Origin of the sequence: Peristeroidobacter agariperforans, assembly GCF_004138335.1 — a bacterium.
Classification (GTDB): Bacteria; Pseudomonadota; Gammaproteobacteria; order Steroidobacterales; family Steroidobacteraceae; genus Steroidobacter; species Steroidobacter agariperforans.
The window spans coordinates 237,213-260,618 of the sequence record NZ_RYFW01000006.1 but is presented as its reverse complement, the minus strand read 5'-3'; the positions used below and the strand labels follow the sequence as shown (position 1 = coordinate 260,618).

21 protein-coding genes are annotated in these 23,406 nt (G+C 61.9%); 7 read left to right on the top strand and 14 right to left on the bottom strand.

The window, feature by feature from the left end; all coding sequences use genetic code 11:
* Nucleotides 1-19 precede the first annotated feature (19 nt).
* From EK373_RS30305 to EK373_RS33265, 5 genes are read right to left on the bottom strand one after another with little or no spacing between them, the layout of a single operon-like run.
* Nucleotides 20-1,408, bottom strand: coding sequence for a sigma-54-dependent transcriptional regulator (locus EK373_RS30305; RefSeq protein WP_198683772.1), 1,389 nt, complete (start codon nt 1,406-1,408; stop codon nt 20-22).
* Complete coding sequence (locus EK373_RS30300) at nt 1,405-2,517, bottom strand: sensor histidine kinase (RefSeq protein ID WP_129648959.1); 1,113 nt, start codon at nt 2,515-2,517, stop codon at nt 1,405-1,407. The genes EK373_RS30305 and EK373_RS30300 overlap by 4 nt, the downstream gene beginning before the upstream one ends.
* Complete coding sequence (locus EK373_RS30295; RefSeq protein ID WP_129648956.1) at nt 2,504-3,157, bottom strand: hypothetical protein; 654 nt, start codon at nt 3,155-3,157, stop codon at nt 2,504-2,506. The genes EK373_RS30300 and EK373_RS30295 overlap by 14 nt, the downstream gene beginning before the upstream one ends.
* Entirely contained in the window at nt 3,154-4,350 is a 1,197-nt protein-coding gene (locus tag EK373_RS30290) for a BamA/TamA family outer membrane protein (RefSeq protein ID WP_157994609.1), read from the bottom strand. Before EK373_RS30290 ends, EK373_RS30295 begins: the two co-directional genes overlap by 4 nt.
* A gap of 10 nt (nt 4,351-4,360) precedes the next feature.
* Nucleotides 4,361-4,900, bottom strand: a complete 540-nt coding sequence (locus EK373_RS33265; protein ID WP_157994608.1) for a porin family protein — start codon at nt 4,898-4,900, stop codon at nt 4,361-4,363.
* 254 nt (nt 4,901-5,154) lie between these two features.
* On the opposite strand from EK373_RS33265, the gene EK373_RS33260 reads away from it, so the two are divergent.
* Nucleotides 5,155-5,682: a tetratricopeptide repeat protein gene (locus tag EK373_RS33260; RefSeq protein WP_157994607.1), complete on the top strand. Its 528-nt coding sequence runs from the start codon at nt 5,155-5,157 to the stop codon at nt 5,680-5,682.
* Between the two features lie 69 nt (nt 5,683-5,751).
* Here the strand turns inward: EK373_RS33260 and EK373_RS33255 are convergent, their stop codons facing one another.
* The gene (locus tag EK373_RS33255) at nt 5,752-5,913 is read right to left on the bottom strand and encodes a hypothetical protein (RefSeq protein WP_157994606.1); all 162 of its coding nucleotides are present in this window, start codon (nt 5,911-5,913) and stop codon (nt 5,752-5,754) included.
* A gap of 151 nt (nt 5,914-6,064) precedes the next feature.
* Between EK373_RS33255 and EK373_RS30280 the strand changes: the two genes are divergently transcribed.
* Complete coding sequence (locus EK373_RS30280) at nt 6,065-7,969, top strand: FTR1 family protein (protein WP_198683771.1); 1,905 nt, start codon at nt 6,065-6,067, stop codon at nt 7,967-7,969.
* Between the two features lie 26 nt (nt 7,970-7,995).
* Here EK373_RS30280 and EK373_RS30275 read toward each other — a convergent pair whose 3' ends face one another.
* Nucleotides 7,996-8,466 (bottom strand): VOC family protein, encoded by a 471-nt coding sequence (locus tag EK373_RS30275; protein WP_129648950.1) that lies wholly within the window; start codon nt 8,464-8,466, stop codon nt 7,996-7,998.
* A gap of 127 nt (nt 8,467-8,593) precedes the next feature.
* Here EK373_RS30275 and EK373_RS30270 point away from each other — a divergent pair, with 127 nt between their 5' ends.
* Nucleotides 8,594-10,195 carry an MFS transporter gene (locus EK373_RS30270; protein WP_129648947.1) on the top strand — a complete coding sequence of 534 codons (1,602 nt, stop codon included), beginning with the start codon at nt 8,594-8,596 and terminating at the stop codon, nt 10,193-10,195.
* Here EK373_RS30270 and EK373_RS30265 read toward each other — a convergent pair.
* Nucleotides 10,165-13,137, bottom strand: coding sequence for a TonB-dependent receptor (locus EK373_RS30265; protein WP_198683767.1), 2,973 nt, complete (start codon nt 13,135-13,137; stop codon nt 10,165-10,167). The genes EK373_RS30270 and EK373_RS30265 overlap by 31 nt on opposite strands.
* A gap of 652 nt (nt 13,138-13,789) precedes the next feature.
* Between EK373_RS30265 and EK373_RS30260 the strand changes: the two genes are divergently transcribed.
* Nucleotides 13,790-14,464 carry an SCO family protein gene (locus tag EK373_RS30260; protein WP_157994605.1) on the top strand — a complete coding sequence of 225 codons (675 nt, stop codon included), beginning with the start codon at nt 13,790-13,792 and terminating at the stop codon, nt 14,462-14,464.
* The gene (locus EK373_RS30255) at nt 14,461-15,045 is read left to right on the top strand and encodes a hypothetical protein (RefSeq protein ID WP_129648938.1); all 585 of its coding nucleotides are present in this window, start codon (nt 14,461-14,463) and stop codon (nt 15,043-15,045) included. Before EK373_RS30260 ends, EK373_RS30255 begins: the two co-directional genes overlap by 4 nt.
* A gap of 4 nt (nt 15,046-15,049) precedes the next feature.
* Here the strand turns inward: EK373_RS30255 and EK373_RS30250 are convergent, their stop codons facing one another.
* The 3 genes from EK373_RS30250 to EK373_RS30240 are packed head-to-tail and all read right to left on the bottom strand — an operon-like array spanning nt 15,050 to nt 17,882.
* Nucleotides 15,050-15,646, bottom strand: coding sequence for a c-type cytochrome (locus tag EK373_RS30250; RefSeq protein ID WP_129648935.1), 597 nt, complete (start codon nt 15,644-15,646; stop codon nt 15,050-15,052).
* 9 nt (nt 15,647-15,655) lie between these two features.
* Nucleotides 15,656-16,240: a cbb3-type cytochrome c oxidase subunit II gene (locus EK373_RS30245; RefSeq protein ID WP_129648932.1), complete on the bottom strand. Its 585-nt coding sequence runs from the start codon at nt 16,238-16,240 to the stop codon at nt 15,656-15,658.
* A gap of 1 nt (nt 16,241) precedes the next feature.
* The gene (locus EK373_RS30240; RefSeq protein ID WP_129648929.1) at nt 16,242-17,882 is read right to left on the bottom strand and encodes a cbb3-type cytochrome c oxidase subunit I; all 1,641 of its coding nucleotides are present in this window, start codon (nt 17,880-17,882) and stop codon (nt 16,242-16,244) included.
* A gap of 151 nt (nt 17,883-18,033) precedes the next feature.
* Between EK373_RS30240 and EK373_RS30235 the strand changes: the two genes are divergently transcribed.
* Complete coding sequence (locus EK373_RS30235) at nt 18,034-19,017, top strand: 2-dehydropantoate 2-reductase (protein ID WP_129648926.1); 984 nt, start codon at nt 18,034-18,036, stop codon at nt 19,015-19,017.
* A 48-nt stretch (nt 19,018-19,065) separates the two neighbouring features.
* Nucleotides 19,066-20,169: a hypothetical protein gene (locus tag EK373_RS30230; protein WP_129648923.1), complete on the top strand. Its 1,104-nt coding sequence runs from the start codon at nt 19,066-19,068 to the stop codon at nt 20,167-20,169.
* Here EK373_RS30230 and EK373_RS30225 read toward each other — a convergent pair.
* The 3 genes from EK373_RS30225 to EK373_RS30215 form a co-directional block, all read right to left on the bottom strand.
* Nucleotides 20,166-21,059, bottom strand: coding sequence for a sigma-70 family RNA polymerase sigma factor (locus tag EK373_RS30225; RefSeq protein WP_129648920.1), 894 nt, complete (start codon nt 21,057-21,059; stop codon nt 20,166-20,168). The genes EK373_RS30230 and EK373_RS30225 overlap by 4 nt on opposite strands.
* Entirely contained in the window at nt 21,056-21,814 is a 759-nt protein-coding gene (locus EK373_RS30220; RefSeq protein WP_129648918.1) for an SDR family oxidoreductase, read from the bottom strand. The genes EK373_RS30225 and EK373_RS30220 overlap by 4 nt, the downstream gene beginning before the upstream one ends.
* An 80-nt stretch (nt 21,815-21,894) precedes the next feature.
* Entirely contained in the window at nt 21,895-23,403 is a 1,509-nt protein-coding gene (locus EK373_RS30215) for an alpha/beta hydrolase family protein (protein WP_129648915.1), read from the bottom strand.
* Nucleotides 23,404-23,406 lie beyond the last annotated feature (3 nt).

The window sequence follows — 23,406 nt, the reverse complement described above, 5'->3', positions numbered from 1 at the left end:
GGAGAAGTGGGGCGCACCGCTACGGCCGTGCGCCTCTTTCGGCGTAGATGTCTTTCTTCGCTATCCCGAGCACGCCCATCCGCTTGTGCAGATAAGGTCGGCGCACCCCCAGCTCAATCGCCGCCTGGCTCACATTGCCGTTGTGTTTGCGTAGTACGGCGAGGATGTACTCCCGCTCAGTCTTGTCGCGGAATTCGCGCAGGGCGGAGTTGGCATTCGAGGTGTCGCTCTCGGTGGCAAAGATTTCGTCGGGAAGGTTCATCACCGTGATGCGCTCGCCGCTCATGATCAGCATGCGTTCGAGCACGTTCTCCAGCTCGCGCACGTTGCCCGGCCAGGCGTAGCGCTTGAGCTCCCACAGCACGTCCTCGTCGATCTGCTTCTCTTTCAAGTTGTTCTTCGCGCAGAGGCGCTGGGCGATGACGCGGATGAGAAGCGGAATGTCTTCGGCGCGGTCGCGCAGGCTGGGAACACGAAGTGGGACGACATTGAGCCGATAATACAGATCCTCGCGGAAGGCTCCGTTCGCCACGGCTTTCTTCAGATCCTTGTGCGTGCCCGACAGCACGCGCACGTCCACCTTGAGGCTGCGCTCCGATCCGACCTTTTGAATCTCGCCACTTTGCAAGACGCGCAGGATCTTGGCTTGAGCGGGCAGGGCGAGGTCGGCGATTTCATCGAGGAAGAGCGTGCCGCGATTGGCGACTTCGAACAGTCCTCGCTTGGCGCTGGCAGCCCCGGTGAAGGCGCCGCGCTCGTGGCCGAACAACTCGCTTTCGATCAAGTTCTCCGGAATCGCCGAGCAGTTGACCTTGACGAACGGCGCATCGCGTCGCGAGCTGTGAGCGTGAATCGAATTTGCGACGAGCTCCTTGCCCGTACCGCTCTCGCCCAAGATCAGCACGCTCGCACTGGTCTGCGCGACGCGCAGCGCTTCGGCGACCAGCTTTCTGATGGCAGGTGAGTCCCCGACAATCTGCGGTACTTGCGCCAGCGCTTCCGAACCGCTCAGACGGCGCTGCAGTTGCGTGTATTCGAGGCAGCGCCGAACGCTTACTGCCAGCTTCTCCGTCGTGAACGGCTTCTCCAGAAAATCGAAGCCGCCGAGTTTCACCGCTTGCGCAGCTTCGGTGAGCGTGGCGTGACCCGAGATAAAGATGACAGGAACATCGATCCCGTCGCTCTGCAGCTTCCTGAAGAACGTGAGACCGTCGATATCGCCCAGTCGAATGTCGAGCAGCAAGAGATCCACGACGCGTTCATTCAGCGTGCGCATTGCAGAGGCGGCGTCGTGTGCCGACAGGACGTGGTAACCCTCCGACTCGAGCGCGATCTCGATCGACCCACGAATGTTCTTTTCGTCGTCGAGGACGAGAACGGTCGGCTTCGCGGTGTCGATGACTGTCATGACACTCTCGGCAGCGTGATGACAAAGGCCGGCTGGCCAGCTTGCTCGATATAGGCGATGTCGCCGCCGTGCTCGATGACGATCTTCTTCACGATTGCGAGTCCCAGGCCCATGTTGTTGTTGCCGGTCTTGCTCGATACGTAGGGATCGAAGATGCGCGGCGCCAGATTGGTCGGGACGGGTACGCCATCATTCGTCAGCGTCAGCCGGACCTCACTCGCATCGGACGTGAGATCGACAACGAAACGCACGAGTCGGTCCGGATTCGCCTCGAGGCCGTTGCGAACGATGTTGGTGAGCACCTGCCGGAGCAATGTCGAATCGATACGTGCTCGTACGCCGCTGGTCTGGACGCGCAGATCGATCTCAGCGCATTCGATGGCGTGTGCAAGGATCTTTACCTGCTGCGCCAGAACCTCCGCCACGTCTTGCTCTGCGACGACGACCTGGGGCAGCTGCGCGAACTCGCCGAATCGGTTGACGGTGTTCTTGAGATGGGCGAGCTCCTCGTTGATCATGCTTTCCGTCTTGGCCAGCTGCGCCCGGAACTCGGGCTCGGTCTTTTGCAGATACGAGCGTGACAGCGAGCTCACCAGCACCTCGATGGGCGTCAGCGGATTCTTGATCTCGTGCGCGAGCATCCGCGCGAGCTCCTGCCACGAGGACATTTCTTGCAGGTAGCGCACCTTCTCGCGCTGACTCGTCAGTTCCTCGAACACGAGCCGATAGCGCCCGGCGATTCGTCGGCTCAGCAGGGCGGCCGCAAGCACGGCCAGCAGGACCGTGGCGATGAGCCCGGCGCCGAAATAGATTTTGAGCGAGCCTTCGATGCCACGACGGATCAGCGCCGGATCGCTGTAGACCTGTTTCAGACTCTGCACCTCCTCGAAGTGCGCTCGATAGGCGTCGCGGTGTTCGGCATCGAGGCGACCGAGCGTGCGCAGATGTTCGGAGGACCGATCGAGTACCCGTACCACCTGCGGGTTGAAGCCCAGGTTGAGACTGGTCGCGAGCGTCTGATCGAGTAGATAGAAGGCGGCGAGCAGCGGCGCGGCGCTCATGACGAGGATGGTGAGAAAGAGCGGAATCCGCACGTCACCGGCTTTCATCGGTGAGCTCCTGGAGCCGAAAGGGCCGGGACGTCGATGTTTCCTGCCAGACGGCCGCGAGGTCGGCGCCCTTGGCGTATTGCTCGAAGATGCGGTTGAAGAGGGTGACGGACAGAGCGCCGCCCGCCGTGCGGCCGCCGATGTCGGCGGGAGGAATGCTGTTCTCCGCGACCCACTTTTTGATCATCTCCATGCGCTCGCGATCGACCGGGTTCAACAGGATTTCGGCCGTTACTGTGTGAGCTTGCGCGGCGGCGACACCATCGCCTGCAAACAATGGTGGCAAACGCAGCTTGCGCAAAGCTGCCTGCATTTCCTCCGCATTCCGAATCGTGCGAGCCTCGGCGGCCACACCGTCCAGAGTTACGTTCATCGTGAAACGCTCGTCCCACAGATCGTACCTGATGGCGATCTCGACGGCGCGCTGTTGCACGATCTCGGCGCCGCGCGCGAGGCGCACGCGGATGAGAATGCGATTGGTCAATCCGCTGGTGAGATCTTTGCGCAGTGTGGCTGGCCACTCGGTCGCTTCGATCAGCACGGTCAGCTGCCCGGAATCCAGGGAGGGCGTGAGTTGCCCGGTCCAGCCGGCGGCGGCATACAGCAGCAGCGTGAACGTCGCCACGCAATGCCGGATCATCGGTCTTCATCCCATGAGCCCAGCACGTACAAGTCGATCAAGCCGAGCGTCGATGTTTCCAGCCGGATGCCGACCTTGAGGCCGAGTTCGTTGATGAGCTGGCCGCCCTCGCGGTAGCCGGCGTGGCTGTTGCCGGCCTCGACGTACCAGCGGCCCCGCTGAATGAAGTCGCTGGGCGGCAGCGCTCGCGCATAGGCGACTGAGAGGAACTGGCTTTCGCTGAATGTCTGGCGGTATTCCGGACTCGGATCGCCGCCGAGCTTCACCGAGACGAAGCCGCCCACCAGCGGCCAGGTCTTACGGAACTGGAGATGGAATTCGTTGTCCGGGTCATCGGTGCCGCTGTTCCAGCCGAAGCCGGTTTGAAAGCTCGAGCCTTGCGTCGGGAAGTAGATATCGTCTTCGGAGTTCCAGCCGTACAGCACGTCGACAGCGTGCCGATTGCGGTTCTCCTTGAGCTCGAAGGTTCCGTCCTTTTGCCAGCGGCCGGTGCGTTGTTCGAGGCGGGCGCGATAGCCGTAACCGATGCTGAGATAGGAGAAGTCCCAGAGCCGGCGTCCGAGCGTCGCGCCGAAGCGCAGCATGGTGTTTTCACCGAAATTGCCGTCGCGCGTCCCGACTTCCGCGTCGACATAGCTCGCTGTCACGATGCCGAAGTAGCGTCGCGAGCCGAACAGATGCGGGTCGGCATAACGCAGCGCTGCTACGTAGGCCTCCTCGGAAGGACCGTTGAGCGGCTGGACCGTGATCAGTGACAGATCGGCGAACTTGCCCGCGCCGAACAGGTTTTGATTGGTGAGGCGTCCTGCCGTGACGCTCCTGAAGGCGCCAAGGCGATAAGACGCGCCTACCAGCCACTCCGTGGCGAGTTGATTGGCTTCAGCCACCTCGACGATGACGATGGCTTTGCCGCGTGCCGAACCTTTCTCGAGGTAGATGTTGACGGACTTGAACATGCGCAGCGTGGCGAGTCGCAGCTGCGCATTGCGGACTTCCGCTTCATCGAGCGCATCGCCGCGTTCCAGGTACAGATAGCCAAGGATGAAATCGCAGGTCGTCGCGGTGTTGCCTCGACACTGCAGATCCTCGACCTCGAGGCGACTTTCATCCGGCGCTTGAGCGATCGATGCGAGCGGCGCGAGCATGCCGAACAGCATGATCGCGGCAACCGTTCCCCTGGCTGACCTGTTCACGCGCGTGACCTTAGAATTGGTAGACGATGCCGGCCGAAACCACGTCGAAATCGCCGTCGCTCACGTCCACGACTTCGTATTCCGCTCGGAGCCTGAGCCCTCGGAGCACGGCAAGCTCGACACCGATGCCGTACGCCAGATCCTCGCCACTATCGCTATCGCGGGCCACGAGATCGCCGAGACGCCCGGTGGCCTCGGAGTCGTAGAACGCATAGCCCAGCTTGCCGAACACAGCGAACTGCTCGCCGAGCGGCAGACGGGCCACCGCGCTTGCAATCACGCCGGTGCTTTCATTTTCGATAAGCACGCTGTCGACGGTATCCGCCTGTGTGCCCGCATCGATATAGGCGAGCTCGATGCCGAAGTAGCGATTGAAGGCGTAGCCAGCGGTCAGCTTGAATGCAGTGTCGCTGCCTTTGAATTCGCCTACTTCGTTGCTCGCCTCGCCGACGCTGGCGCCGAGGTATGCGCCCGCCGATTCCTGTGCTTGAGAGTTGCAGGCGCAGCCGAGGCCGACCATGAGAATGCTTGCTCGGAGACCGTTCCGCATTTTCTGCTTCCTTTGGTGAATGGTAACAGGAGCAGAGCAAGCGGCGTACCAACTCGCCTGGGCGAGTGAGACACGAACAATCGCGTGAATTTCCGAGCGCGCACGCAACGCTGGGTGTCCACATCGGTGGACAGGTGTCTGCGATGTGATGTGCGCCGCAAGCTTCGCATCGACTCGTCGAGTCCGGCTGGTCGCGAACCCGGCCGTTGCAGTACTCTTCGCGCTCCATTCGAACAGTGCTCGAGGAAGAAACAATGAAGAAGGTCGCAGTGGTGGTGATGGCCGCGGCGTGTTTGACTGCCGGTGTCGGCATTGGCTATGCGGCAAAAACCAAGGGTCCTGGCATGACCCTCCTGAGCGGCAAGCCTGCGAAGGAAGCTGGCGTCGCCGCGCTGAAAGAAGCCGAACGTCTGGCCGAAGGCGGCAGCTGGGAGTTGATTCAGATCGGCCGCGCCTACTACCTGTCCGGCGACAAGGCCACGGGCCAGGCCCTGTTCGACAAGGTGTTGAACGGCGGTGGCGAGTCGGGCGACTGGTTCCGAATCGCGCGTGTCTACGTCGAGGCCGGCGAAAATGCCAAGGCTGAACCGTTGTTCCTGCGCGCGCTCGCGGCAGAGCCGAAGGATGACAGCGGCCAGGCCGAAGTGGGGGCGTGGTACATCCGCACCGGCCAACGCGAGAAGGGCGAGGAACTGCTGTCCAAAGCCTTTGCGCGTAACTCGGAAGAAATCTGGCACTACGTCCGCGCCGGCGAGGCGTACATGGGCGTGTCCCCGAAGTAACCAGCTTCGGGAAGCCAGTCGGGGTCCATGCCTGCTTCATGAGCATGGACCCGCTGCTGCGCCGGTCGGTCAGAACGTCACATTCAACCGCAGCGAGAAGGCGTTGAATGCCGCGGCGATGTGACGATGAAGCGGTACTTTGTCGATGGTGAGCCGCGAGCGTTGCATCCGATCGTGCGTGAAGAAGGGATCCTGATCGCGCGGGAAGCGCTCGCCAACGCGCGTCGGCATGCTCACAACCTCGCCCCCTGGGACATTTTGTCCCGCTGATTGTCGCCGACTTAATTTGATTCGCAGGGCAGGCGTCGCTACGCTTCCCTGGATGAATCGGTTCTCATTCTCATCAATCCGCGGCCAATGGCTGGCGCGGATCGTGGCTTCCATGGCCTGGCTCGTGCTGTTCGGGACGAACGGGGCCATGTCGGCGGAGGATGACAACCTCGATCTGCAGGTCCGCCAGCTCTGGCAGCTCATCGATTATGTCGCGGTGGATTACGCCGGCGCCGTGCTCGACGGACAGGTCAGCGACGCCGGCGAATATAAGGAGATGGTGGAGTTCACGGCGACCATTCGGGAGCGCGTGGAGTCATTGCCTTCGCGCGAAGATCAGGAGCTGCTGGCTCAGCAGGGCCAGTTGCTGGAAACAGCCGTATCTCAGCAGGCCGACGCAGCCAAGGTGGCACAGATCGCCCGCGGGCTCGCCAATCAACTGTTGGCGATCTATCCGGTGCCGATTGCGCCGAAGGCTGTGCCCGATCTCGCTCGCGGAGCGGCGTTGTATCAAGAGCAGTGTGTGGCTTGCCATGGCGTTGCAGGTCATGGCGATGGGCCCGCTGCAGCTCAACTCGATCCGCCGCCGATCGCATTTACCGATGCAGAGCGAGCGCGTTCACGAAGTCTTTATTCGTTGTATGAAGCGATCAGCCAAGGTGTCGCGGGCACAGCGATGCCGGGATTCTCGTCGCTGTCGGCGGAGGATCGCTGGGCGTTGAGTTTCTACGTCGGCACGCTTGCTTATCCGGCAACTGCGCGTGACGAGGGCGCCAAACTCTGGCGGCAAGACCCAACGCTGCGTGAACGCATTCCGGGTCTGGAAACGTTGGTCCGCCAGACCGAGAACGAGCTTTCCGGCGAGCTGGATCCGAATCGCGCACAGGCCGTGCTTTCTTATCTCCGAGCTACTCCAACTGCGCTTGCCGGCGAGACTGGTGTGGCGCTCGCGCGTTCTCGTTTGCATCAGAGCTTTGCGGCTTACCAGTCGGGCAACACCGAGGGGGCGTCGCGACTGGCATTGTCTGCATATCTCGATGGCATCGAGCCGATCGAGCCGCGGCTGGCGGCACGCGATGCCAAACTCATGGCGCGCGTGGAAGAGGTGATGTCGGAATATCGAGCGCGTCTGGATCGGGGCGCGACGACTGCCGAACTGAAGCAGCACCTCGCGGTTGTCGAAGAGGTCCTGAGCTCGGCGAATGAAGTTCTGGAGCGAAGCAACACCGGCGCGGCGACGACGTTCATCGCGAGCTTCACGATCCTCGTGCGAGAAGGATTGGAAGCACTGCTGCTGGTGGTGGCCATCGTTGCGTTGCTTCGCAAGTCCGGACGCCAGGAGTTGATGCCCTATGTTCACGGTGGCTGGATCTCGGCGCTTGCGGCCGGTGGCGTCACCTGGCTGGTCGCGAGATATCTGATCGACATCAGCGGTGCGAGTCGTGAGTTGACGGAAGGATACGCATCGCTGTTCGCTGCGTTCGTGCTTCTGACCGTAGGCTTGTGGATGCATCAGAAGAGCGTCGCCGGGCACTGGCAGCGCTACTTGCAGAGCAATCTCTCCGGGATCTTGCAAGGCCGGTCGGCGTGGCTGCTCGCGGGCCTTGCGTTCCTGATGGTGTATCGCGAAGTGTTCGAGACCATCCTGTTCTATGCGGCGCTGAGCAGCGAGGGCAATGGAGCCGCGCTACTGGGTGGCCTGGTCGCGGGTGCGGCGGTGCTGGCTTTTGTTTCCGCCGCGCTGCTGAAATTCAGTGCGCGCCTGCCGATCGGCAAGTTTTTTTCCGTCAGCTCCATTCTCATCGCGGTACTCGCGGTGGTGTTAGCGGGCAAGGGAGCCGAGGCGTTGCAGGAAGCGGGAATTTTGTCGGTACAGACATTGCCCTTGCCACGGATCGAGCTGGTGGGCGTGTTTCCTTCCGTACAGACGTTGTTGTTACAAGGCCTCGTCGCGCTCGCGGCCATCGCGGGCTTCGTCTACAACGCGCGCTCTGCCCGGCAGGCGCGCGTCGACTGATAACTCGAAGGCGTCCAACACAGTCGTTACTTGCCCGACTGCTTCACAAATTCCTCGGAGCGTCGGCCCATCTCCTCGGGCGTCAGATCTTCCACGTGCGTACTCACAGTCCAAATGTGGCCAAAGGGATCCTGCAGGGTCCCTGAACGGTCGCCGTAGAACTGATCTTTGACGGCTTGCAATTCTTGCGCGCCCGCGGCGATGGCGCGCTTGAAGACTTCATCGACCTTCTCGATATACAACATGATGCTGATGCCCGCGCCGCCGATTGACAGAGGGCTGCGATAACCCATTTCCGGGTACTCGTCGGCCAGCATGATTCTCGAGTCGCCGATGGCAAGCTCGGCGTGGCCGATCGTCCCATCGGGCTTCGGCATACGCATGACTTCGGTCGCGCCGAATGCGCGCTTGTAGAACTCGATCGCGTCGCTCGCTCCCTTGATGATGAGGTAGGGAGTGATCGAGTGATAACCTTCGGGAATGGCTTTGACCATGATCGTCTCCTCCTTCGGCTGGCTGAAAGCGCAGGGTAGGGGCGAATCATGACACCTGCTGGCATGCGGGCGTCAAATGCTGATCGGTTCGTCCAGGCAGCTTCGGAAAAACACCGACTAACCTCACACGATGAACAGTTCTGCCTTCATCTCCTGTGACGAGAGTGTCATTCGCGGCACTCGGCCCGGCGATTCTGTTTGTCCGGAAAACGCCAAGCCCTGGGTTTTGGCCGCAACGATCGTCGGCTCGAGCATGGCGTTCATCGACACCTCGGTCGTCAACGTTGCACTGCCTGCCATTCAAGCAGATCTCGCTGCAGCGGTGCGGGAAGCTCAGTGGATCGTCAATGCATACATGCTGATGCTTGGCGCGTTGCTTCTTGTCGGCGGCGCCGCTGGCGATCGATTCGGTCGCAAGCGTGTGTTCATCATCGGTGTCACGGTCTTCGCGGCCGCTTCGATAGCGTGTGCTTGGGCGCCGAACGCCGCTGCACTCATCGCAGCAAGAGCCGTGCAAGGCGTCGGCGGGGCTATGCTGGTTCCAGGCAGTCTCGCGATCATCAGTGCGATGTTTCCCGAACAGGAGCGAGGTCGCGCCATTGGCACGTGGGCGGGCGCTTCGGCGCTCACGACTGCTCTGGGGCCGGTGTTGGGCGGGTGGCTCGTGGACACCTGGTCGTGGCGAATCATCTTTCTGATCAATGTTCCGATTGCACTGGTCGCTGTTGCGCTCACGATCTGGCGCATGCCCGAGAGTCGGGATGAATCGAGCAATGTGTCTGTTGATTGGGGCGGTGGGGCGCTTGCCGTCGTGGGGCTGGGCGCGCTTGCCTATGGATTGACGCTGGCATCGGAGCAGGGATGGCGGGGAGTGACCGTGCGGGGCTCGCTATTGCTTGCGGTGCTCATGCTGTGCTTGTTCCTGTGGCGCGAGGCGCGAGTAAGCCATCCAATGATGCCGCTAGAGTTGTTCCGGTCGAGAAACTTCAGCGGTGCAAATGCGATCACGCTGCTGTTGTATTTCGCGCTGGGCGGCGCGATGTTTTTCATCCCGTTCAACCTGATCCGGATTCAGGGTTATTCGGCGGCGCTGGCCGGTGCGGCATTCCTGCCTTTCAGCCTCGTCATGGGCGTGCTGTCGCGCTGGTCGGGCGGGCTGATCGATCGGTATGGCGCGCGCACGCTGTTAACGGTGGGACCGGCAATCGTGGCGATCGGATTTGCGCTGCTCGCCTTGCCGGGCATCGGCGGCTCCTATTGGACGACGTTCTTCCCACCGATGGTCGTGGTGGGCTTCGGCATGGCGGTCAGCGTGGCGCCGCTCACAACGAGTGTCATGCGCGCCGTCGATGATCGGCACGCGGGCGTTGCGTCGGGCATAAACAACGCAACTGCACGCATCGCTGGGATGCTCGCGGTGGCTGTGTTGGGAATGGTGGCCGTTGCCGCGTTCGGCAAGGCGGTGGATGAGCGTCTGGATCGAATGTCACTGTCGAGCGAAACGCGCGCGCTCGTGCGTGCCGAGATTCCGAAACTGGCTGAAGCTCAACCGCCTCGCTCCATGGACGAAGCGCGACGAGATGAGCTTCAACAAGCTTTCAAAGAGTCGTTCGTCTACAGCTTTCGGCTGGTGTCGCTGGTCGCAGCCGCGCTCGCTTTCGCGAGCGCGGTGTGCGGGTGGTTGACTATCGAGCCGAACCGTCAGAACTTGATCGTCGCGCCCAGCGTGTAGGTGCGGCCGATGTCGGTCTGGAACAGCGTGTCTTCGCGGACGCTGTCGATGAACAACGTGTTGCGCTCTTCGGTGAGGTTCTGCGCTTCCAGGATCAGCGTCAGATAGTCATTGAAGTTCCACGAGGCCGCGGCGTCGAGATAGAACGTGTCGCCGTTACCCTGCAGGTCGCTGCCAGCGGAAGCCGGAATACCGCGAATGTACTTGTCACGGTAGGTGCCGGTGGTGCGAATGCTGAAGACGCCGTCATCGTAGAACAGCGTGCCGCTCGCGGAGTTCTTCGACAATCCGACGAGATCGGCCGTGGTCGAGGACGTGACGACACCGCCGCTGCTGGTCAGGATGTACTCGATCTCCGATTCGACGCGCGTGTAGTTGGCAAGCACGCCGAAGTGGCTCCAGATGCCTGGCAGCATGTCGAGCTGCAGTTGCGCGTTGAGCTCGAAGCCCTTGAGCGGACCGCCGTCGGTGTTCTCCAGTCGGCTCACGTTGAACACGTCGGTGGGCGAGGCCGGAGTGCCAGCGAGCAGCGCGTCAGGCAGCCCCAGCTCGGTGTACACGACCGGGCTGGTGATGCGCTGAATGTAAGTCTCGATGTCCTTGTAGAAGTACGCGACCGACAGCAGCGAGCCCGGGCGGAAATACCACTCGAGACTCAGGTCCGCGGTCTTGGCGCGAATCGGATCGAGGAACGGATTGTTCACGGTGCCGGTGCGCGTCGTGGCGGTAATCGTTGCGGTCGGGGTCAGATTGCCGAGTTCGGGGCGTGACATGACCTTTGCCGCCGAGAAGCGCGCCAACAGATCGGGTGTGAGATCGACCACCACGTTCAGAGATGGCAACGTGTCGCTGTATTCGCGGTCAACCTGATTGCGCTGCCCGACGGTGGGGTATGGCGCGCCGGCGGGAGCGGCGACAGGAATGTGGCCGATGGCCGTCTGGTCCGTCTTCACATAGCGCACACCGACATCGCCGCGGACCGGGAAGCGCCAGTCGCTGCCGCTGTCGAACGAGAACTGGAAGAAGCCGCTGGTGACTTTCTCCAGGATCTGCGACTGACCGGCGCCGCATTCGACGCCGCAGAAATCCATGTCGCCGAAGTTGAACACGTCGCGCCATTTCTTCGAGTCGACCGCTACCCAGCTCGCCGGTGCGCCGGCTCCGAACAGATCGTCCAGATCGGTGATCCGAGTTGAAATGTCAGCCACGGTCACGCCGTTCGGCAGCGCCTGCACCGGAACCTGCGAGGGCACGAGGTTCGAGTTACGGGCATGGAAATCGTTCTCGCGATACTGGCCGCCGAGCGTCAGCGCGATCTGATCCGTGGCCTGCCACTCGCCGGCCAGATCGAAGTTCGCGATCTGAGTCACGTTGCGGGACGGTTTGCCCTGCGTGGAGAAACCGCCGAGCACAGTCTGATTACCATCTGGGGTCGGGGCGTACTCGAAGCTGCCCGGGTCGTTCACGTCGATGCCGAAGCCGATCAGCGGAGTTTCGCGGCCGCCGCGGAAGTCGAGTGTGAAGTTGGGGGTGTCGATGGCGTCGAGGAACGTCTGCAGACGCATCGGGCCGTCCCAGATTGAGTTGGACCGGCCGGCCAGACCGCTGATCTTGAATTTATCGTTGAAGCGGTGTTCGAACGTCAGGTTCGCCTGCTCGAAGGTGGAGACGAATTGATCCACCAGACCTTCGGAGCGCACGTCGACACCGTCGAACACGGCGTATTCCACCGAGCCGTTGCGATCGAATGAAATGTCCTGAACCGACACCATCGGCTGGCCACTGTTGGTGAGATTGCGGCCGAACGACAGACCGAGGATGTAATTGTCGCGGCGCTCGACTTGATAGCGTGACAACAGGCCATCGAGGGCGATGTCTGTATTCTCGTTCGGTTTCCACTGCAGCGAGAGGGTGCCGCCAGTGCGCTCGGTGTCTTGCTCCGAGTTCACGTAGCGCGGCAGGCGAGGCAGGAAGGCGCCGCTGCCCGGAGTATTGGGGGCACTCTCGCGACGCAAGTTATAGACCGTGTTGAAGGCGTCCAGGTTGCTCGAGCGGGCAGTGCGGGAGCTGCAGTTCGTGTCCGTTGCTCCGCGGCTGCCAGGCACGGGGCTCGGTGCAGTCGCGGTCCAGCCGATCGGCGTGCAGTAGGGCAGCAGGATCGGGGCCGCGTTGGTGCCGATATTGTTGGCGTTGGTATTGGCCGAGAGAATGTCGACGGCCGAATAACCGACTTCGCGAATGTTACGTTTCTGGAAGGCCGCGGAGGCCAGGACGCCAAACGTGTTATCGAAGAGCTTTTGCGAGAACAGCATCGAGGCGCGAGGATCGACGTCTTCGCTGATCGTATTGAACACGCCGCGGCCGGTCAGCGTGAACACCCGATCCTGCTCGAAATCGAACGGGTGGGGCGCTTTCAGATCGACGGTGGCGCCGAGCGAGCCTTCTTCGACATTCGCCGAAGGCGTCTTGCGGACTGCGAGCTGCGAGAAGATCTCGGTGGGGAAGACGTTGAAGTCAAAGCTGCGGCCGCTGTTGCCGGCGCCGTAGATATCGCTGGAGCCGCTCTGCGCAGCGGCTTCCATGCCATTGATCCGGACTCGGGTGAACAGTGGACCCAGACCACGCACCGAGATATTGCGGCCTTCGCCGCCATCGCCGCGAGACAGCGTCACGCCAGGAATGCGCTGCATGGATTCGGCCAGGTTGCTGTCCGGGAATTTGCCGATGTCCTCGGCTGCGATGACATCGATAGCCGCAGTCTCCGCGCGCTTTTCAGCCAGTGCTGTGTTCAGCGAGCCGCGGAAGCCGGTGACTACGATCTCTTCGAGCTGGGTGTCTTGCTGGTCAGTCTCCGCAGCCGAGGCTGCCAGGGGGATGACATAGGCGGAACTCAACAAGGCCGCGGTCACAGCGGCAGAAACGACAGATCGACGATTCGACATCGACATAGGTCCCCCATCATTCGTTATATGAGCTGTTCGCCCGGCATGGGGTAACCGGTTACCTCCGGCGCCCACAATTGTCCGAGTTAGATGGCATCATGACAGTTCCTGATTGAAAGTGAAATATTTTGAAGCTAAATGATGGCTTGCCGGGGACAGGAAAGCATTTTGCAGAGCAACGAAAGCCCGCTGGCTCACCCGGGTCTGGCGTGTCGAGTTCTCGGAAAGTCAGAGAGTTAGACCACGCCTCCGCACCCGCCACAGGTGCGGTGCATTCGGCGTCCGGAGTCGCGAAAGCATCCTGTGCGCTCTTGTTTCCTCCCGGCAAGCGCGATGTGAAATTCACACGCGCACCGAGCTTGTCGGTGAACGCGAGTTGCTCTTCGTCGTTCAGGCCGATGCGAGGAAACACCAGCACACGCGCTTCAAGCAACTCCAGACAGCGGCGCGACCTCGTCGTCCCGGAGCGCGACCTTTTCCACGTGAACGGCGGTTCCAATGGCAGGCCTGATGTCTTCGGTCTTCATGGCCTGTCCGGGCGTGGCGACGAGAGCTCTACCGTAAGAGCCGCACGACAGCCGAACCGCCTTTTCCGCCAAAAGTGCGCATGGCTGTACTAGCGGACTCGACCAGGGTAAAGCCAGGCTCGAGGATGACCGATGCGCTCATAAATACGACGTGCGTGTGCGCCGTGCTCGCGGGTGCATTTGTGTTCGCCGTGTTCGAACAGACGAGCGGCCTGGAGAACTGGACGTTCGAGTCACAGCGTCGAGAACAGGCACGCGCAGGCCGGATGTGGGCGTCGCCGGTTACGCTTGGTGAGAGCTCCGACGTGCGATGGCTTCCCTGGTCCAAGGATGCGAACTCTGGGCGCATCTACATCGTCGACTTCATCTATACGAGCTGTCCGGGGCTGTGCGAGGGGCTCGGAGCGCAGTTTCGATTGATGCAGCGAGAGTTACAGCGCCAGGTTGAAACCATGCCGGTCTCGTTGCTCTCGGTCTCCTTCGATCTGGCCGGCGACACACCAGAGCAACTCGCCGCCTACTCGCAACGACACGGAGCAGACGCGAGTGTGTGGCGTGTGGTACGGCCGGCCGATCAGAGGGAGGCGGACAGACTGCTTCGGACGCTCGGTATCGTTGCCCTCGAGGACGGCACGGGAGGATTCGTTCACAACAGCGCACTGCACCTCATCGATCAGTACGGTCAGGTCCGTGGAATTTACGACTATGGCAACTGGCAGGCGGCGCTCGAAGGAGCGGGATTGCAGGCGCGTGAAACGGCACGTGCGATCGATGAATCGTATCGAGAAACCCGCCAATGAAGCGCGCAGGGGCATACGCCGCGTGCTTCACGATTCTGCCATCCGTGCTGTTCCTGGATGGCGTGCGTCACTTCATCGAGACTCGTATGCTGCTTCATATGCTGCTCGAGTTTCCGCTGTTGTTTCTTTCGGGAGCGGCTGCGGCTGCGCTAATGGTTTCATACGCAGGCGGGACTGCTTGGGTCATCGAAAAGATTGACTATCGTGGACTAACGGCCATCACGTTGGTCCTGTGCGTGTCCGCCTACTGGATGATCCCGGCCTCGCTCGACAACTCACTGCTCCAACCCGGCGTTGCCCTCGCGAAGTACGCGAGCTGGTGGTTCGCCGGGTGGATGCTGGCGCTGAGCTGGCGGCGCATGAGCGAAGTGCTTCGCATGTTCATGCTCGGCAACTTGTGCTGGATGTTTGGCTCGGTGGGCTCGTTATTTCAAGTCAGCGAATCGCGGCTGTGTGTGAACTATTTGTTTGGCGATCAGCAGATGACGGGTCGAGCTCTAGTCGGGGTCGCCGTGAGCCTGGCCGCTCTCCTCATCTACAGAGCTCACGAGTACAGTCGACGCACCGGGGCAACCGCCTGAAAAGCTATTGGCCCAACCTGGCAAGCTCTTCATCGCCGTGAAACGGGCCACGCACCCCGGTCTCTTTGCGCATTTCAGTCACGACCTGCGCCGCAATCGGACCGGCGCCGTTGCCCCAGGCGCCTCGAATATAACTCGCGATTGCGGCGATCTCGTCGTCGCTCAGCATTTCCTTGAATGCCGGCATGACTCCGTTGTACTTGATGGAGCTCACCGTCAGCTCGCCCTCGACGCCGTTGAGGACGATTGCGACGAGCGTACGTTCGGCGCCCTTGACCCATTCCGAATTGGCGAGCGGCGGAAATACGCCTGCCAGGCCCGTGCCGCTAGCCTGATGGCAGGCTGAGCATCGAGCAGTGAATAGCGCGGCGCCATCGAGTGCATTGGTAGCATTGCCGGGAGCGGCGTTGCCGGCGCTCAGCTCGGCCATCGTGCGGCCATCGCCCCAAGCGGGAGACGTGTTGGGGTTCTCGACCAGAATGTAGCCAACGCCATAGATCCCGAGGAGGCCCGCCAACCCGAGCACGAATCTCGGCACCGGCCTGCTGTTCTCGTGCGGGTCGCTGTGTTCGCGGCGCTGCTGAGGAGAGATCTTTCTCATGAGGGGCTTCTAGCGTTCTTGCTCGCGCACGGGATGCGTCCGGTCCAGGCTCAACAAATAACTCACCAGCTCCTGAGCCTCGGGGGTGGCGACCACGACCTTGCCGGCCGGCGCATTGCCCTCCGGAAGTTGCACGACCACATCGCCTGGCTCTGCCTGATCTTTGATGACAAACAAATAGGGATAGCTCGGCATGACGCTGCCGGGAACATATGCGCGTGGTTGATACAAGTGGCCCAGATGCCATTGCACGCTCGGCTGGCGGGCACCGATGTTGAGAAGGTCGGGGCCGGTTCGCATCGTTCCTAGCAGATGCGGCGTGTCGAAGGCATAGTCGCCCGCCACCGATGCACGACCCCAACCCCTTTTCGCATCGGGCGCCATGCTCGCAGCGCGTGGCTGCTGCGAATGGCAATACAAGCAGCCGTTGCTGATGTAGTGCTCCCGTCCGCGCAGCTCGGTCGACGTATAGGGCTTCATGCCCGGTGTGGGCTCGACGTTTGCGACCTGCACATAGGGAATGACCACCAGGGCACTGGCTGCGAAGGCAAGCATTGCCATTGCGCCGATGAGGAGGCGTGACTCGCTTTTCATGTCACGGTGCTCCCGCCGGCGCATCGCCGAGCAGCGTTGCCCCAACGCGCCGTGGACCCAGGTTGAAGATCATGCAGGCAAAGTGGGTTGCAAAGACCAGGTGGCCGAGCCCCATGAGTGCGCCTCCGACGGTGCGTGCTTTGAGGTACGGCAAGGTGACCGCCACTGAGTCCATGAAGGGTTTGCTCGCATCCAGCATGGCCTCACCCTGCAGCCAGCCGCCGACGCACAAGGCGATGACGTAGATGGCAACGCCAGTCGAAGACAGCCAGAAATGAGCAGCGATGAGGCGCGGGTAAGGCCACTCACGGCGCGTGACTCTCGGCACGATGAAGTACATCGCGCCGAAGAAGACCAGTGTCACGAACGCATACAGGCCAAGGTGAGAGTGGCCCACCGTGTAGTGCGTGAAGTGCGTGACGGCATTGACGCTGCGTAGTGCCTCGAACGAGCCTTGCAGCGAGCTGGCGGTGTACATCAGGCCGCCGAGGCCGATGAAACGCAGGGTCGGCGAGTAACGCAGCGCCGACAAGTAGCCATCCAGCGTTTGATACTGGTTGACGGTGAACGCAATCACCGGCAGCACCATCATCATGCTCTGGACGATCGACAGCGTGATCAGCCAGGCCGGCACCGGTCCGCCGATGAGATGATGACCGCCGACCTGGCCGTAGAAGAACGCCAGGCCCCAGAAGCCGATGAGCGACAGATTGTAGGATTGGACCGGGCGGCCGATCACTTTGGGCAGAAAGTAATAAACCGCCGCGAGCGCCAGCGGCGTATAGAACAGCCCCAGCACGTTGTGGCCGAACCACCAGTTCATCGTGGCCTGTTCGACGCCTCTGTGCAGCTCGGGAACGTTTGCGACGACGAACATCACCGGGAACCAGAACAGCGCACAGGCCATGTACCAGACCGAGACATATAAGTGCTCGACCTTGCGTTTCGCCAGGGTCAGCACGAGAGGTACCGCCACCAGCAAGCCGCCGGTCACGAACAGCACATCGATCTGCCACGGAATCTCCAGCCACTCCAGGCCGTCGTTGATGCCCACGGCGATGCTTGCGAGTCCAGAGATCAGCGCCGCATTCCACAGCGCCGCGCCCAGAATCGCGAAGCCGCCGCCTAGCAGCGGCCGGCCGAGCAGGCGAGGCAGCACGAACATCGCGATGCCGAGTCCTGCCATCGGCGCCCAGCCATACGCCACGGCATTCAGATGGACGGTGCGCACGCGCCCGAAGGTCAGCCATGCGTACTGCGTCAGAAAATCGGGCTCGTGAAGTTTGTAAGAGGCGAGCAGACCGGCAGCGGTCGCGACGAGCAGCCACGCGAACGCGGCACAAAACATGAAGAACACGACCGGCGTGCTCGATTCATCAGCCGCGGCTCGCGCTCTCAGATCGCTGACGCTCGCCGGGGCAGCCATCTTGCCGGAGACCTGATTCACCTGCTGTTGCAGGGCATGGGCTGCTGTGGACGTAACCGCCGGTTCTTCGGCTCGGCCGATCTCATCAGCGCCGAAGATGACATTGGCGCCGCTGGAATCGCGGCTGAACAGTCCGTGACGCTGGGACCAGATGAACACCAGCAGCGCCACGAACGACAGGACGAACGCGGACGCCAGTATCACGCTAGTGCTCAAGATGTGCTCCCACGACGAGTCCCGCCCGCGTTGTCGCGGTTCTCTTTGTTGCCGGGGCATTGTCGACAACGTCTGCGGGCGTTTCTTGTAAAAGCGGGCTATTGCTTGAATCGGTGCTACGCTCCGCGTTCAAACTGTCGATGGGAAAGTCATGCGGATAGCGATCGTCGGGGCGGGCGCAATTGGCATCTGGTTGGGCGTGCGACTGGCGAACGCCGGTCAGGATGTGAGTGTGCTCGCCCGAGGGGAGACGCTGGCAGCGGTGAGGCAGTATGGATTGCGTCTCGCCAGCGGCGGCAACACGCAGGCCGCCGCCGTCACTGTCAGCGATCGTGCATCGGATCTCGGCAAACAGGATCTGGTGGTGCTCGCCGTCAAGGGTCAAGCGTTGGCGAGCGTGGCCGAGTCTGTCTCGGCTTTGCTTGATGAAGAGACGATGATCCTGCCGGCGATGAATGGCATTCCGTGGTGGTTCTTTCACGGCTTGCCGGTGACGCTCGACGATACCTCATTGAGCTCGGTCGATCCCGACGGCCGGGTGACTCGGTCGATGCCGCCTGAGCGCGTGCTCGGCTGTGTCGTGCATGCGTCATGTTCTGTGCAGGCACCCGGATATTCCGTTCACAAGAACGGCAACGGGCTCATCGTCGGTGAGCCGCGCGGCGGCAGTTCAGCAAGGCTCGACGCCGCTGTGAATGCGCTTCGTACTGCAGGCTTCGACGTCACTGTCAGTCCCCAGATTCAAAAAGACATTTGGTACAAGCTCTGGGGCAACATGACGATGAACCCCATCTCCGCACTCACGGCGGCCACGAGCGATCTCATTCTGGACGATCCGCTCGTCAGCGGTTTCATCCTGCGAGTCATGACCGAAGCCGCGGCGATCGGTGCTCGCATCGGCTGTCCGATTGCAGAGAGCGGCGAGGATCGCATGGCCGTCACTCGCAAGCTTGGCGCGTTTAAAACATCCATGTTGCAAGATGCGGAAGCGGGCCGTTCGCTCGAAATCGATGCGTTGGTGGCTGCGCCTAGGGAGATCGGCCGCAAGGTTGGCGTCGAAACGCCGAACATGGACGCGCTGCACGGACTCATCCGTTTGTTTGCAAGCGCGCGGAGGAACACTGCGTCCTCTTGAGCTGTTGGAGTGGTGAGCGGATCCGCTCACACGACGGGGAGTGGGGACATGCAAAATCAATTCAGAGCGGCCGCCCAGGCGGCGCGCCGATGCGCAATCGCCCTGGCCTTCAGTTTTTGCGGCATGGCAGCGGGGCAAGCAACCTCGCGAGAACCCATCAATTACTGCGCGTACGAGCTCGGCAGAGGGCTCGTCGCTGAAGCGATCAACAACCAGAATCAGATCGTCGGCACCGCGGCGATGGGTGATCTGGCTCAGGCTTTCATCTGGGATAGCAGCCGCGGCGCTCGGCTGCTTGGCGTGTTGCCGGGGGCTGCGATTTCGCTCGGCAATGACATCAACGATCTCCGACAAGTGGTAGGCACCAGCGGCGCGCGTCCCTTCATCTGGGACGCGCGCAATGGCATGCGACCGTTCGCCACGTTGGGAGGAGAGTCCGCCACGGCCACTCATATCAATGATGCGGGTCAGATCATTGGTTTGAGCGCCACGGCGGCGGAGGACGGCGAACACCTGTACTTCCGGGACGTGAATGGGGACGTGGAGGATTTGGGAGTCGGTCGAATACCTTTTGGGCTGACCGATGCCGGCCAGGTCGGCTTTTCCACTCAGTCGCAGCAGCCGCCGCCCACCGCCGACGTGTTCCTTTGGGATGCTCGCAAAGGCGAGCGAGAGCTGCGTGGGTTCCCGGACAATCGTCTCATCCTGCCCAGCGCCATCAACAATCGTCTGCACATCGTGGGCAGCGCAGTTCAAGACGATCAACTGCCGCACGCGATGCGCTGGACGCGAGGTCAGGGCATGCGGTTTCTGCCATCGCTCAACGAGGAGGGCTTCTCGCAGGCCACCGATGTCAACTCGCGCGGAACGGTCGTCGGCTACGTCGACATGGCGTTTGGAGTTCCGATTCGGCCTTTCATCTGGACCAAGCGATCGGGTACGCGCGATCTGACCACGCTGCTCGCGCCGAGCAGCTTGCCGCTGGCGCAAGCGGATACGATCGCGGCACGCGCGTTGAACGACCTGGGATGGATCGCGATCAATACTTCCGACACCGTTGGAACGAACCCGCGTGCGTATGTGCTGACGCCGAAGTTCCGAGGCGATGAATCGGAGTGCGCGGCGCCTCCGCCGGTGTTCGGAGAAGATTAGATGGTCAGCTCGGCGTCCCGCATCACATAGCGGTCGTAACGATAGTCGCGGATGAAGACGATCCTGCCGTCCCGCCATTTCAACCACATGAAGTACGCGGGCGAAGGATCGCCTTTGTGCTCGTACACCGCGATGACCTCGCGTCCTTCGAGCCACGCGGGTGCGAGCCGGATGCCGTCGATCGTGGCGTACTTGCCGAAGAACCCGCCGACGTCTTTCGATCCGCTGCGCACGGGGTGCGACGATTGTTGAAGCTTCACATCATCGGCCAGCAGCGCGCGCAGCCCTGCCCAATCGTGCTGATTGAATAGCGCGACGTATCGAGAGACGTCGTTTGAATGTGTGCGGTCAGCGGCGGGCGAGGGGATCTGTGCATTGATCTCACGCAGTCGCGCGCGACCGCGAGCCAGATGAGCTTTGACCGAATCCACGGATACATCCAGCAAGCTGGCGATGTCGGCCAGCGGTTCGTCCAGGACATCCTTGAGAATCACGATGCTCCGCTGCACGGTCGGCAGCTCGGTGAAGCGCGACACGGCCGTCTTGATCGCTTCTCGCCGCATGAGGGTCTCCATCGGATCCGGAGTGGCATCGGCGATATCCAACGCGGCCTCGATCGGCTCCGCGTTACGCAGCGCGCGGCCGCGGAGCAGATCCATCGCGCGATTGTGAGCAATACGGAACAGCCAGGCGCGCAGCGCTGCAGGCTCGCCGGATTCCTGCAGTGCCACTACCGCCCGAGCGAGCGTGTCTTGCACCACGTCCTCGCCTTCGATCACCGATCCCATGAGACGTGCGCAATACCGATGCAGCTCGGGCCGCAACTCGCCCGCTCGCGCGAGAAAGTCGGCGCGGCGTTCGGCATCAAGCGGTTGTGATCCTTCGCTCAATCCGCAAGTCCCTCCATCATGGTGACACCGGCATCGCCTGTCAGACCGAAAGCAAAGCCGTCGGCATATTTCGGATCGCTCAGGGCGGATATCACATTCTGTCCAAAGTCCCTTGGCGGCATCGGCGCGCCGAAGCGGGTCACGAACTCCTTCGGCTCGATGCCCAGTGCCTTTGCGTACGCGCCGGCGGCGGTGTCGCCGATGCCCGTGCCCAGAATCATCTGACGCGGGATGATGGTTTGGAAACAGATGCCCAGCTCCCTCTGCGTCGACACGCGATTGGCATACTTGGCCATCATCCAGAGCATGCGCTTGGCGCCGCCATAACCACCCGACATCGGCGAACCGCCCACTGCGGCCCCGCTCGACACTACCAGGACGCGACTGCCTGGGGCGAGCGGGAGGTTCAGTGCGGCCTGCAGCCAATGCAATCCTGCTTTGACGTCATATTCCCACGGCACGGTGAAGTCCGCCCAGCTGATCTGATCCAGTCGCGCCATCACCGGCTTCGCGCCCGCGTTCAAGACGAGGATGTCAGGCCGTACGGTGGCGATGATAGTGCGCGCCGCCGCCTCATCTCTGATGTCCGCAGCGACAGTGTTGACGCCTAACTTCGACCGCACGGCCGCGAGTGCGTCGGACTCACGCGCGACGACAGTGACGCTTGCGCCATGCTCCACCAGCGTCTCGACCAGCCCCAGCCCCAAGCCTCGGCTTCCGCCGGTGACTACAACACTCTTGTTCTTGATGTCCATGCAATCGCTCCGCCTCAACTGGATATAGTCAAGACGGACGAGGGTGGGGAAAAGAGTCAGGGAAGCTGTTGAGTGCTTTCTCAGAACCCATCGAAGAACGATTTGGACGCCTGCAGACAGAACGCCGGCACCAGCACGTCATGGTATTCCTCGACGACCGTGGATCTGCCTTCGATCAATTTCAGCAGGGACTTGGTCCGCGCGAAGCCCTTCCGCAGACTCTTGTAGGGGCCGTCGTGCGAAGGCGGGGCATCCACGTTCAGAACGATGACCGGGCTCTCCGGCGCAGTGACGGCCCAGTATCCTTGCATCAGCTGTGTATTGAGATAGAAGACCACGGGATCCTCATCGCCCGCGCACAGAAGCATCGGCGACGTCGGCGCCCAATCGCGCAGGTCGTTCTTCTTCAACGCTTGTCGTAACGTATTCGCCGGACTGTCGGGCGGCAGACCGCTCGTCGTGTTCGGGTACCCGCCGTCGGGAGCGGCAAGCGCATCTTGCAAGTAGCTCAGTCGATAGTCGTTCGTGATCAGGTGGTCCGTCCCGAACCCATGCGCAAACACCGGGCCAAGTTTGGCGGGTGCGGTTGCCGGAGTCAGCGCGGCGAGCTCGGGAAGCGGCGGTGTGCTGCTGAAGACTGCACTCTCTGGAATCATTCCTTGTGCGACGAGCGTGCCGGTGCCGGTAGTACCTGGAAGCAGTGTGTCGGCTGTCGCGTACTTCGCCTCGTACACATCGGTGGGGCTCGAATAGATGTTTCCGTACGCATGTTGATAGCTCGACGTCAGCATCAGGATTTCCTCGACCGCACCCCTGCCGACCTGGCCCAAGAACATGGCATCCGCGAACGCTGAGAGCGCGTATGGCCCCGACATCGGCGCCGAAGCAGTGACCGGAATACCTGCAGCCTGCAGGGCACGATGCGTTGCCATCGCGACATAGCCGCCTTCGGAGTAGCCGGTTAGAAACAGTTTCTGATTGTCGGCCATATTCGTCGCCGGTAACGCGGCGCGCGCCGCGGCCAGCGCGTCCATCATGTCGCTGGACTGCTGGTCTGCATTCATGAACGCGTGATAGCCGAGCGTGGATGTATCGTATCCGGCGTAGTTCGGCGCCACCGCGATGTAGCCGTCGCCCGCCAGCGCCAGCGCGATGATCAGGCCTTCATAGTTGGTCTGCCCCGACAGGTCCGCGATGTTGAAGAATGTGAGATTTCTCTTGCCATGGGCGTACAACACGATCGGCCGCGGGCTCTGGCACGTGGGGTCCGAGCCCGTCGGAATCATCAGTGCAGCCGATGCGCTCGTCGGCTCGTTCTGGGCCCCGACCGTTGCGTATCGCAACTGGTACACCGTGACTGCGCACCGCGGAGAAAAGGTGCGCCGAAGCAGCCAGCGGGAGATCGTCCCATCCGTGATTTTGGAGATCAGATCGGAAGGCGAGTAGGCCCCGAGCAGCACCGGCGGATTCTCGAGAAGCTGCCCACGCTCGGGCGAAGCGGCGGTGCTTTGGGCGAAGCTTTCGCCTACGTGCGCAGTGCTCGCAAGCCACAGTGTGATGATGAGCAGCGGACGGAGCCGAGGGATCATGGC